Origin of the sequence: Vibrio sp. 10N.247.310.24 (assembly GCF_041467175.1) — a bacterium.
Taxonomy (GTDB): Bacteria; Pseudomonadota; Gammaproteobacteria; order Enterobacterales; family Vibrionaceae; genus Vibrio; species Vibrio tasmaniensis_A.
Window position 1 is genome coordinate 1 of record NZ_JBFSUD010000114.1, and the last position, 11434, is coordinate 11434.

At 43.3% G+C, this 11434-nt stretch carries 8 protein-coding genes; 7 read left to right on the forward strand and 1 reads right to left on the reverse strand.

Annotation, left to right across the window (positions count from 1 at the left end; all coding sequences use genetic code 11):
• The first annotated feature begins 201 nt into the window (after positions 1 to 201).
• The 7 genes from AB6E08_RS21455 to AB6E08_RS21485 all read left to right on the forward strand — a co-directional run bounded on the left by AB6E08_RS21455 (position 202) and on the right by AB6E08_RS21485 (position 9864).
• Entirely contained in the window at positions 202 to 726 is a 525-nt protein-coding gene (locus tag AB6E08_RS21455) for a phosphatase PAP2 family protein (protein WP_017084720.1), read from the forward strand.
• Between the two features lie 57 nt (positions 727 to 783).
• Entirely contained in the window at positions 784 to 1839 is a 1056-nt protein-coding gene (locus tag AB6E08_RS21460) for an MJ1255/VC2487 family glycosyltransferase (protein WP_372066785.1), read from the forward strand.
• 346 nt (positions 1840 to 2185) lie between these two features.
• On the forward strand, positions 2186 to 3145 hold the full coding sequence (leuO, locus tag AB6E08_RS21465) for a transcriptional regulator LeuO (protein WP_004735878.1): 960 nt from the start codon (positions 2186 to 2188) through the stop codon (positions 3143 to 3145).
• A gap of 201 nt (positions 3146 to 3346) precedes the next feature.
• Positions 3347 to 5152, forward strand: a complete 1806-nt coding sequence (locus AB6E08_RS21470) for a long-chain fatty acid--CoA ligase (protein ID WP_231903753.1) — start codon at positions 3347 to 3349, stop codon at positions 5150 to 5152.
• Positions 5153 to 5615: 463 nt separating this feature from the next.
• Positions 5616 to 7373, forward strand: coding sequence for an acetolactate synthase 3 large subunit (locus AB6E08_RS21475; RefSeq protein ID WP_054541385.1), 1758 nt, complete (start codon positions 5616 to 5618; stop codon positions 7371 to 7373).
• 1 nt (position 7374) lies between these two features.
• Complete coding sequence (ilvN, locus tag AB6E08_RS21480; RefSeq protein WP_004735875.1) at positions 7375 to 7869, forward strand: acetolactate synthase small subunit; 495 nt, start codon at positions 7375 to 7377, stop codon at positions 7867 to 7869.
• A gap of 111 nt (positions 7870 to 7980) precedes the next feature.
• Complete coding sequence (locus AB6E08_RS21485) at positions 7981 to 9864, forward strand: diguanylate cyclase (protein ID WP_372066790.1); 1884 nt, start codon at positions 7981 to 7983, stop codon at positions 9862 to 9864.
• 702 nt (positions 9865 to 10566) lie between these two features.
• On the opposite strand, the gene AB6E08_RS21490 is transcribed toward AB6E08_RS21485, so the two are convergent.
• Entirely contained in the window at positions 10567 to 11238 is a 672-nt protein-coding gene (locus tag AB6E08_RS21490) for a GntR family transcriptional regulator (protein ID WP_017080206.1), read from the reverse strand.
• Positions 11239 to 11434: the final 196 nt, after the last annotated feature.

Consider the following 11434-nt stretch of genomic DNA (forward strand, 5'->3'; position numbering starts at 1 on the left):
GAAGTACATCGAGCGTTTTAGTCAATCAAGTGTCAACCCATATCAGGACGGGTCAGGCAGTTTCTAGGCCCCATCAGCTTGCTTAGCGAAAGCGGTCAATTCGCCTCAAAATTCATTTTAGTTCATTCAAAACGTCACTTAACTGTCATTTCAGGAGCATAACTTGAGCCTTAACTGAATAAGGATTGTTAAGGAGATTGTATGCGTACTATCGAACCTATTGTCCGCTGGGATGTGGCATTTTCTGTTTTCTGTTTAAAGAGCCGTTATAGCGGACAACAGGCGACACTCAGTAAGGCGGTGTCTCATACTGGAGATGGACACCTTTACGTTTTGATTGCTTTGGTTGCACTACTGGCTGACAGTTACACCGGTCGAGATTTTCTATTGGTGGGCTTAACTGCCTTTGCAATCGAGTTACCTATTTACTGGTTTGCCAAAAATACCCTCAAGCGTCGCAGACCCGCTGAATTCTCTTCATTGCTTTACTCCCATATTGTGCCATCTGATAAATACAGCCTGCCTTCTGGGCATTCCGCTGCGGCTTTTGTTATGGCGACTCTAATCGGACATTTCTATCCGAGTTTATATCTCTTTAGCCTGATTTGGGCGGCAGCGATTGCTGGCTCTCGAATCCTACTTGGTGTGCACTTTTTAACGGACGTACTGATTGGCGCAGCCTTGGGCATCGCTTGTACTAGCCTTGCTATCAGCCTCATCCTGTAATCATTTTGTTGGCAACAACCACTGCCGAGCTTAAGTGGCAAACATAAAGGAACATGCATGAAAATTTTATATGGCGTACAAGGCACAGGGAATGGGCACATCGCTCGAGCGAGGGCAATGGCTGTGGCTTTTCGTCAGCAAAATATTGATGTCGACTTTCTGTTCTCTGGGCGAGACGAGAGCAAGTACTTCTCGATGGAAGCGTTTGGTAACTATCAGACCCGCAGCGGCTTAACTTTTTACAGCGAGCAGGGGCAGGTTAAATATGGTAAGACATTCATCAAGAACAACATCTGGCGATTTCTCGGTGAGATTAATCAGATCGATTTGACGCCTTATGACTTAGTGCTGAATGACTTTGAACCTGTGACGGCATGGGCAGCTAAGAGGCAAGGTGTGCCATGCATTGGCATAAGCCACCAGAATGCGTTCCGCTACGATGTACCTAAAGAAGGGGGCAACTGGATTGAACATTCGGTGATTCAACATTTCGCCCCAACTGAGCACTCGATTGGTTTGCATTGGTATCACTTTGAACAACCGATACTGCCGCCTATCGTTCACACGCTGGCTGGTGATCAACAAACCCAAACAGCACAAAATTTTACGTTGGTCTATTTGCCGTTTGAGGATCTTGAGTCGATCTCAGAGCTGCTGATGAAGTTCATTTCGCACAACTTTGTCTGTTACCACCCGGATGTTATTGAGCATAGCCGAGTCGAAAATATTGAGTTCAAACCACTGAGTCATGCCGGTTTCCAATTCGACCTCAATCAATGCTCTGGTGTAGTGGCTAATGGCGGCTTTGAATTGCCATCTGAAGCCTTAACTTTGGGGAAGAAATTGCTTCTTAAACCACTCGAAGGGCAGTTCGAACAACAGAGTAATGTGGCGACGCTAGAGGCTCTTGGATTAGCTCAAACTATGACCTTTTTAGATGCGGCTATCATGCGCAGTTGGCTCGGTGAAAAACAGGCAGAAGTGGTCACTTATCCCGACGTGGCAAGTGCACTTGTTGAGTGGGTGTTAGCGGGCAATTGGTCCAACCAAGATGACTTGAGAAAGCAACTTTGGGACAAGGTAGATTTTCCTAGTTATGCATCGCTCACTTAACTCATAAGTGTTATTTCTGAATCAACCAGTCAAACAATTCATGGGTTCAATAAATTGTAACAAATGTAACCAAACGATAGAACAGCTAAATAAGTCGAAATGAAACTCATAAGTGATGCATTTTATGTTTTTTTATAACTCTATAAATAATTGATTTTTAGATGTTATTTAATCATTAAGGTAAAATAAAATTATTCTTTATCAATCTTGTTGGTAGCTCGAGATTTATTGGTTAATAGTAATGGTAATCCGAAAAACATCGGTCTGATAAATATAAGAATTAGTGGTTATCTATTCCTATACCATTACCAATTTAACGCTGTCGAACCGACAAGAGGCAACTTGAATGTTAGAGAAAAAAGACGCAATGAGTGCTATTGCAAGCTACAGAATGGAAAGCACACTTCGTGGAGTCGACTTAAATCTTTTGACTGTATTTGATGCAGTTATGCAAGAGCAAAACATTACACGTGCAGCTCATAATCTGGGTATGTCTCAGCCTGCTGTAAGTAACGCTGTTGCTCGTCTAAAAGTGATGTTTAACGACGAACTATTCATGCGTCAAGGTCGTGGTATTCAGCCGACTCAACGTGCTCGTCAGTTGTTTGGTCCAATCCGCCAAGCACTGCAGTTAGTTCGCAATGAACTGCCAAGTTCTGTGTTCTCTCCAGAGTCGTCTTCTCGTCTGTTCAAACTTGCGATTTGTAGCCCTTGTGACATGCGTTTTGCACCTAAGATCATGTCGACAATCAACGACCAAGCACCTAGCGTTAAACTGCACATGGATGCAGAATTCGATCGTCAACTTTCTGAGCGTATGCGCTACCAAGAAATCGACTTCGTTATTGATTACGCTCGTTTTGATGAGCAGGGCTTTTCAAGCACTGAGATCTTCCAAGACGAATTAGTTGTTGTTGCTTCTGCTTCTCACCCACGTATCAACGGTGAAGTTTCAGCGGCAGAGCTGCTTAACGAAAAGCACGCAAAACTGTCACGCATCCATGGTCAACGCAGCTTCTCAGAGCAAGCTTACCGTGACCTAGATTGCACACCTTTCTACGAAGGTACGAGCTTAAGCAACGTACTTTACGTTGTTGGTCAATCTGAGCTTGTGACAATTGCACCGCGTTGGATGGTTGAGCATGCCGCGAACAAAGATCAGCTTCAGATTCTAGATTTCCCATTCGATAATGCGGCAATTTCTGGCTTCCTAAGCTGGCACGAATCAAGTGAAAAGGATAAAGGACACATTTGGTTACGAGATCAGTTAATGATGATCTGTGGCGAAGTCGTGGCGCTTAACTAAGCACTAATCCCTATGATTTGTAAGCCCTAAGCTGGGAGTCTGGCTTGGGGCTTTTTTGTACCTGCTATTTTTGTTGATAGAAAACTTAGCGTGAGACGTACTATTACTTATAACTTTGAGCTTCATCAGTTGCCTTTTCCATGATCAGAGGTACACTTGTGCGCTCAAAAAAGCTTACAGGTGTAAGCCAAAGGTAAAGAGATGGCCAATTTAGATTTTCATATCGTAAAAAGACTTCGTGACCAAATTGCCCAAGGCGGCAACCGTACAGCTTTGAAGCATAAAGTCGACAATGTATGGCAAGGTATTAGCTGGGAACAGTTTGGACAACAAATCGATACGCTTTCATTAGCACTGTTGGCTAACGGACTGAGAGTTCAGGATAAGATCGGTATCTTTTCGAACAATATGCCTCAGTGGACTGTGGCAGATTTTGCATCTTTACAAGCGCGTCTTGTAACGGTACCAATCTACCCAACCAACACAGCGGCGCAGTCTTCTTACATTATTCAAAATGCGGATGTGAAGATCTTATTCGTTGGCGAGCAAGCTCAATTTGATGCGGCCGTTAGCCTTTTTGAAGAGTGTGAACAGCTAGAAGTTGTTGTGGCGATGTCTGATGATATCGATCTGCAAGGACATCGCTTTGCCGTCTCTTGGAAAGAGTTCATGGCTCGTGGTGTTGAAGATCAGCAAGCTGAACTTGATGTTCGTCTTGCAGATGCTTGTATGGATGACTTACTGACGCTTATCTATACCTCTGGTACAACAGGCCAGCCAAAAGGCGTAATGCTTGATTACACGAACGTTGGCTATCAACTAAAAGGCCATGATGAGCGCCTTAGCTTAAGCAAAGACGATGTCTCATTGTGTTTCTTACCTTTATCACATGTATTTGAGCGTGCTTGGACTTTCTATGTCCTTTATAAAGGCGCAACCAACTGTTACCTGCAAGACACAATGCAAGTGCGTGATGCGCTGAGTGATGTTAAGCCAACGGTTATGTCTGCAGTTCCTCGTTTCTACGAGAAGATATTCTCAGCGATTCACGAGAAAGTGTCTAAAGCACCGTTTATCCGTAAAGTCCTCTTTACTTGGGCCGTGAACATGGGAGCGAAGCTTTCAGTTTGTCACCAAGAAGGTCGGACACCATCATTCATGCTGAAGAAGAGCCATGCGCTTGCCGATAAACTTGTGTTATCTAAACTGCGAGCTCTATTAGGCGGTAACATCAACTTCATGCCATGTGGTGGCGCGAAGCTTGATGAAACCATTGGTCGCTTCTTCCACGCGATTGGTATCAACGTTAAACTTGGCTACGGCATGACAGAAACCACGGCAACAGTATCGTGCTGGGATGACCGCTGTTTTAACCCTGATTCGATTGGTATGTCGATGCCGGGCGCTGAAGTGAAAATTGGTGCTAAGGACGAGATTCTTGTTCGTGGTCCAATGGTGATGCGTGGCTACTACAAGATGCCAGAAGAGACCGCTAAGACGTTTGACGAGCACGGTTTCCTAAAGACTGGTGATGCGGGACATTTTGATGAAAATGGTAACCTGTTCATTACTGATCGTATTAAAGAATTGATGAAGACCTCTGGCGGTAAGTATATTGCACCGCAAGTGGTTGAAGGCGCGATTGGTAAAGATCACTTTATCGAACAGATTGCCGTTATCGCTGATACGCGCAAATTCGTTTCTGCGCTGATCGTTCCTTGTTATGACTCTCTAGAAGAGTATGCCAAAGAGCTGAATATCAAGTATCACGACCGTGTTGAGCTTGTTAAACATCACCAGATTGTCGAGATGCTAGAAAAGCGTGTGAATGACCTACAGCAAGAACTGGCTAAGTTTGAGCAAGTGAAGAAATTCAAGTTGCTGCCAAAAGCATTTTCTATGGATGATGGCGAACTGACACCTACTCAAAAATTGCGTCGTAAAGTTATCAACGATAAGTATCAAGACGAAATCGAAGAAATGTACAATGAAAAGCCTAAAGATTAGTAGTTTTCTGCTTAGATAAATTTTCAGTTGTTTAAAAATCCCCCTACGAATGTGATTGCATTTTTAGGGGGATTTTTTATGCCTGCTGACACAGCACAATGTGCGAAAGCGCACACCAATAAGGGCGTAATTAATCGATAAATCGTGATTCATTTGAATATTAAGCTCTTTTTTTTAGGTGTTAATTGGTTTTTAAATCTAACTATTGGGTTTGGTTTGGGTTTTATTTAATGCTTTCAGCTAATAGTTGGTTTTTTGACGTAATTATCGGATAACAGGTGTTAGACCAGATGATAATAAAGCGTTAAAGTTGTTTCGTATTACTGTTTGTTGTTATCACGACAGACAGCCATAGCCGAAAAAGTGGAAGTATTTCGAATTAGGCTACGAATAAGCCCTAGACTATGAAAAACCAGCCCAACATGTTCACCAAATATGGTTGGAAACTGGTGAGGAGAGCAATATGACAACAAAACCTGAAACAGCCATGTCATCCGGCGCTGAAATGTTATCCGGCGCAGAGATGGTGGTGCAGTCTCTAATTGAAGAGGGTGTAGAACAAATCTTTGGTTACCCAGGTGGTTCTGTACTTGATATCTATGATGCGCTGCATGCTAAAACTGCTGAAATTAAACACGTATTAGTACGACACGAACAAGCCGCTACCCACATGGCAGATGGCTATACTCGTTCTACCGGTAAGCCGGGCGTAGTACTTGTGTGTTCTGGTCCGGGTGCGACCAATACCGTTACTGGTATTGCCACCGCCTACATGGACTCAATTCCAATGATAGTTATTTCTGGTAACGTACCAAATAGCTTAATTGGTAATGACGCCTTCCAAGAGTGTGACATCGTGGGTGTATCCCGTCCGATCGTTAAACACAGCTTCCTCGTTAAGAAAGCGGAAGATATCCCTGAAGTCGTTAAAAAAGCATTCTATATTTCAACGACAGGACGTCCTGGTCCTGTGGTTATTGATCTGCCAAAAGACATCTTAAACCCACAAATCAAGCTTCCTTATGAATACCCAGAAACGATCAAAATGCGTTCGTATAACCCAACGGTTACGGGTCATAAAGGTCAGATCAAAAAGGCGCTAAAAGCCCTTCTTGAAGCGAAGAAGCCGGTACTTTATGTCGGTGGTGGTGCAGTTATTTCTGAGGCAGATAAGCCGCTGTTAAAATTAGCAGAGGCACTGAATTTACCCGTGGTAAGCACCCTAATGGGGCTTGGCGCTTTCCCTGGTACCCATAAGAACTCTTTGGGTATGTTGGGCATGCATGGTTTGTATGAAGCCAATATGGCGATGCACAATGCGGACTTGATCTTTGGTATTGGTGTACGTTTCGATGATCGAACCACCAATAACCTAGATAAGTACTGCCCTGATGCGAAGATCATGCACATTGATATCGATCCATCTTCTATCTCTAAGAACGTTAAAGTGGATCTACCGATTGTAGGTTCAGCGGAAAAAGTACTAGAGAGCATGGTTAACCTGCTTATTGAGCAAGGTGGAACTAACGATGCTGAAGCGATGGAAAGCTGGTGGAGTGAAATTAAACAGTGGCAAGAGCGTGACTGCTTAGCATATGACAAAACGTCTGGTCGTATTAAGCCACAACAAGTTATTGAAACACTTCATAAAGTAACCAATGGCGATGCCTATGTTGCTTCTGATGTAGGTCAACACCAAATGTTTGCTGCTTTGTACTACCCGTTTGACAAGCCACGCCGTTGGATTAACTCTGGTGGTCTAGGCACGATGGGCTTTGGCCTACCTGCTGGTATGGGCGTTAAGTTTGCGAAACCTGATGAAGAAGTTGTGATTGTTACTGGTGACGGCAGTATTCAAATGAATATCCAAGAGCTGTCGACTGCGCTGCAATACAATATTCCCGTTAAGATTATTAACCTTAACAACCGTTTCTTAGGCATGGTAAAACAGTGGCAAGACATTGTTTATCAAGGTCGTTACTCTAATTCATATATGGACTCTGTTCCTGATTTTGCTGCGATTGCTGAGGCTTATGGCCACGTTGGCATGCGTATTTCATCTCCGGATGAACTGGAATCAGGTTTGGAAAAAGCACTGGCGATGAAAGACCGTTTGGTATTTGTCGATATCAGTGTGGATGACACCGAGCACGTATACCCAATGCAGATCAAAGGCGAGGGTATGGATAACATGTGGCTAAGCAAAACGGAGAGAACATAATATGAGACACATCCTTTCACTATTAATGGAAAACCAACCAGGTGCACTTTCGCGAGTGGTTGGCTTGTTTTCTCAGCGTGGCTACAACATCGAGTCTTTGAATGTATCTCCTACGGATGATCCAACGCTTTCTCGTCTGAATGTCACCACTAACTCGAGCGAAATGCAGCTTGAGCAGATCCAAAAACAGCTACACAAGTTAATCGACGTACTCAAGGTACAAGAAGTGTCTGAGCTTGAGCATATCGAACGTGAACTTTTGATGGTAAAAGTACGCGCTAGCGGCTTTGCTCGCGCTGAAGTGAAGCGCACCGCAGATATTTTTCGTGGCCAAATCGTTGATGTAACGGCTTCACAATATACGGTTCAAATGGCCGGCACTAGCGAGAAGCTGGATGCTTTCATTCAGGCATTGTCTGAAGTAACGGAAGTACTTGAAGTAGCTCGAAGTGGGGTTGTTGGCATCGCACGTGGTGAACGAGCGTTGAAAGCCTAAACAAGAAGTATTTAAAAAATAGTTTTAAAGCCGCTTTTTTAAGCGGCTTTTATTTTGTTAATTTCCTAGAGTGCTATAATCTTGCGCTCTCTTTTTCTTCCTGAGCTAGTAATGCGAAATAAAAAATCAATAATTACATTACTAATCATCTCAATCACACTCTGTTCAGCAGTTGCTCTATATTACTTGCAGCGATATAAAGAAGTGAAGCAGCAGAGTTTTGACTACTCGGCCAAGCAAGCCGTCCATCAATTGGTGTACGCCAAGCGAGACTACGATCTTCTTAAGACTCAATTAGTTTCCGTAATGGGCCTGTTAAGTCACAGCCAAAGCTTGGTTAATTTTGCCTCTTCTCCCTCTAACCAAACCAAAGATCTACTTGAAGAGGTTTGGCAGTCTGTCCTTGTCAATCAGAAATGGTATACACAGATCCACCTGTTAGATATCTCGGGTAAAGAGCTGGTTCGTGTCAACTACTCCGCTGATTCAGGCCACATAACGGTACCGCAACAACTTCAAGATAAATCTGACTCGAGCTACTTTCAATACGCCCAAAAACTAGAAGCTGAACAAATTGGCGGCTGGGGCATTGAGCTTGAAATGGAACATGGCGAGATCACCTTCCCTTATATGCCGGTAATTCGTGTCTTTACCCCTGTAGAAACATCTGAGAAAAGAGTGGGCTACCTTGTTATTAATCTCGACGTATGGGGTTTATCGTCGCGTCTTAGCTTTTCACCTGATAATGATCTTAGAGCAGAAGTTCTTAATGAAGCGGGTTATTACATAGCGAGTAACCATAGCGGAAAGCTGTTTGGCGATTCTATTCCAGAAAGAAAAGGCTACAACCTGAAAAACATCGCACCAAAGGCATGGGAAGCGATCTCTAATGATCAGGTGGGGCACGTTTTTGAAGATGGCAATTTGTTTGCGTTTAACACGGTGATGCTCGCGAATAATCAAAAGGTCCATTTACTGATTCAACTTAATCAGAAACAACTGATGGATCGAGCTGAACCGAGCTTAAGTGACCTCTCTCAAGAAGAAGTGTTTGTGTTGCTAACGGTACTGGTTTTTGCATTTCCGTTTGCTTATTTAGTGACTCATTACCGACGTCGAAGTCTAGAAAGTAAGTTGGCACGCGCCGCATTGAGCGGCATGTCGGCCGTCATGATCTCTGATAAGCAGCATCGTACTATGATGATCAACAACGAGTTTGAGAACATGACGGGGTACTGCAAAACTCAAGTTATCGGTCAAAATGCATTACAGCTGTTGCTTGAAAATACCGAGCAGGCACTCTCGAGTGATTCAATCTGGCAACACTTAGAGCAAGAAGAAGTATGGGAGGGGGAAGTTCTGTGTAAGAACAAGTTACGTATCCCTTTCACCGTCATCATGCGAGTACAAGCCGTTAAGAATCGCTCTGGAAAGATCAGTTACTATATTACGTCTTTGGTTGATATTTCTGTAAGGAAGGAGCTTGAGGTGCGTTTGAGGATCTTAAGTGAACGAGATTCTTTGAGTAACCTTTGGAACCGCCGAAAGTTCGAAGAGCAGCTCGCGTATTATTCTCGCTTGGTCGAGCGTTACCCTAATGAAGCGACCACTTGCTTAGCTTTAGTCGATATTGATAACTTCAAACGAATCAATGACGAACTTGGCCACGAGGAAGGCGACCGAGTGATTGCAAGTGTTGCAAGGCTTCTACAAGACAGCCTACGCAATACTGATTTTGTTGCTCGCGTTGGGGGGGAGGAGTTTGCATTACTGATGCCACACACCTCACTGCCGGAAGCGAAACGTGTATTGGATCGATTACGAATAGAAATAGAGCTATCCTCAGGGACTAAAGTGACGGTGAGTGTCGGTTTCACTGATTTGACAAGCAACAGCACTCGCTCATACAAATGTGCCGATGTTGGGCTCTACGAATCTAAATCGTCTGGGCGCAATACCGTCTCTATGTGCCCTAGTCATGCTGATGTCGCTTAATCTTTCATTACTCGATTAGTCTTTAATATTTCACTTGGCTTTCACTGTTTACTTAGCTTTCACTGTTTCACTTAGCTTTCAACAGACTAAGCCCTTAAAAGATTTACGTTTTAAGTGACTAGCCACTTTCCTATCAAGCCATCTTTCTCGCTTCGTATTTTTTAAAGCTAGCACTTCAGCCGTGCCTTTCTACATCTGTACTAGGAATCTCACTTTTGAGGCGACCTATGTCACAAGTCTTATGTAGTTAGACTAAAGTCTAATGCTGATGAAAATTTGAGCTAAAATAAACAATAAGTAAACTATCTTGCTTCAGGTTGCGTCGTGTTAAGCGAACCAATAAACAGAGTGTTTACCCGATATAAAAGGGATGACACCGTTAACTTAATTCAGCTGGTTAGCTCGCCATTATCAATGGCTTGAGAGATAACAGTAGAATTAGGTTAGCTGTAGCAAGAGTTTGGGGATCATACTGTCTGGTTAAAAGAGGCGTGGTATGTTTGTCGATTTTTTAGTGAGGTTAACCATAGGCACATTAGTCATTCTTGGCTTTCAACTGAGTGCACTGTATTTTTTACCTATGGTTGTACTGCTCAATACTCATCACAAAGAGTTTTTTGGGTGGTAGTTCAGTCGTGATACTGGAAACAAAAAACGGAGCCGTTGGGCTCCGTTTTTATTTGGTTAGAATCTATCTTGGCGTTATGCCGCTTCGATAACTTCTTCAATTCGTTTCATTGAACCTAGTAAATGTTGATCAAGTAACTCTGTTGCTTGTTCTGCATTCTTAGAGAGTACTAGCTTCATGATCATTTCGTGCTCATCAATATTGAACAGATCATCAGATGCTGTTTCAGCTGACATTGCTAAGAAGCGGTAACGTTTAACTTGGTTAATAAGTTCATCAAAGAACTTAAACATGTTCTCTGAATCAGCACCTTCAAGCAACGCGACATGGAACTGTTGGTGGCGTTCTTCCCATTCAACAGAATCAAATTCTTCTTCTACGTTCTGAAGGCGTGATAGCTTGTGGTAAGAGGTCAACACTTCTAATTCCCAGCTTTCATCGCCAGCTGAGATCGCTTTTTTAAGCAGAACGGAAGAGACCAGTCGAAGGCTTTCGTATAGGTCATTGAGTTCTTTCTTTGAGACCGGAGATACCCAGCAGCCTTTTTGTGGCTCTAGCTTTACGTATTTACTCCAAGATAACTGCACTAAGGCTTCACGAATTGGAGATGCGCCTACGTTGTATCGTGCTTTTAGATCAGCAACAACGAGTTTTTGGCCAGGGGTTAACTCACCATTAAGAATATCTTGGCGAATCATCTTTGATACTTTGTCTGTGAGCGTAGGACTAGACATTACAAACCTCATGCATATTTGATTCTAGTCTGCTAATCCGTCTCTTAGAAAGAGCCCATGGAAGTTAACAGTACGTGATTCTACTGTGATTGATAATACAGCGTACTGGAAAGTTAGGCGAGATTTGTTTCATAAAAAAAGAGGGCCGAAGCCCTAATGCCGTTCACTTAAGAGTGAACGGCATTTTTGTTCTTAGCATACCGTTGTG